Origin of the sequence: Acinetobacter sp. S4397-1 (genome assembly GCF_024129285.1) — a bacterium.
Lineage (GTDB): Bacteria > Pseudomonadota > Gammaproteobacteria > Pseudomonadales > Moraxellaceae > Acinetobacter > Acinetobacter lwoffii_C.
In genome coordinates, this window is the sequence record NZ_JAMXXZ010000078.1 from 1 (window position 1) to 1,092 (window position 1,092).

The window sequence follows — 1,092 nt, forward strand, 5'->3', positions numbered from 1 at the left end:
TCTACTGACATCTCAACGTTGTCACCAGGCATAACCATTTCCACACCTTCTTTCAACTGGATCGCACCAGTTACGTCAGTTGTACGGAAATAGAACTGTGGACGGTAACCGTTCAGGAATGGAGTGTGACGACCACCTTCTTCTTTAGAAAGTACGTATACTTCCGCATCGAATTTAGTGTGTGGCTTGATTGAACCTGGTTTAGCCAATACTTGACCACGTTGTACGTCTTCACGCTTAGTACCACGAAGAAGAACACCACAGTTCTCGCCCGCACGACCTTCGTCTAGAAGCTTACGGAACATCTCAACACCAGTTACAGTTGTTTTAACGGTGTCTTTGATACCTACGATTTCAACTTCTTCACCAACGCGTACAACACCAGTCTCAACACGACCAGTTACTACTGTACCACGACCAGAAATAGAGAATACGTCTTCAATTGGCATCAAGAATGCTTGATCGATTGCACGTACTGGCTCTGGGATATAAGTATCAAGCGCTTCAACAAGTGCAACTACAGCATCTTCGCCATACTGGCCAGATTCGCCGTTCAGTGCAGCAAGAGCAGAACCACGGATTACCGGAGTGTCGTCACCCGGGAAGTCGTATGTAGAAAGAAGTTCACGAACTTCCATTTCTACCAGTTCGATCAGCTCTTCGTCATCAACGATGTCACATTTGTTCAGGAATACGATGATGTATGGAACACCAACCTGACGAGAAAGCAGGATGTGTTCACGAGTTTGTGGCATAGGACCATCAGTCGCTGAACATACCAGGATCGCGCCATCCATCTGAGCCGCACCAGTAATCATGTTTTTAACATAGTCGGCGTGACCTGGGCAGTCGACGTGAGCGTAGTGACGAGTTGGAGAATCGTATTCTACGTGTGAAGTATTAATAGTAATACCACGTGCTTTTTCTTCTGGTGCAGAGTCAATTGCAGCGTAGTCACGAGCTTCACCACCGAATTTCTTCGCACATACAGTTGCAATCGCAGCTGTTAAAGTTGTTTTACCATGGTCAACGTGACCGATTGTGCCCACGTTAACGTGTGGCTTATTACGTTCAAACTTAGCCTTAGCCATG

General features: G+C 46.4%; 1 protein-coding gene. It reads right to left on the bottom strand.

From position 1 onward, the window contains the following. Positions 1 to 1,091 (bottom strand): elongation factor Tu (gene tuf / locus NI467_RS14570; protein ID WP_253153496.1); only part of this gene is annotated, 1,091 nt, incomplete at its 3' end. Position 1,092 lies beyond the last annotated feature (1 nt).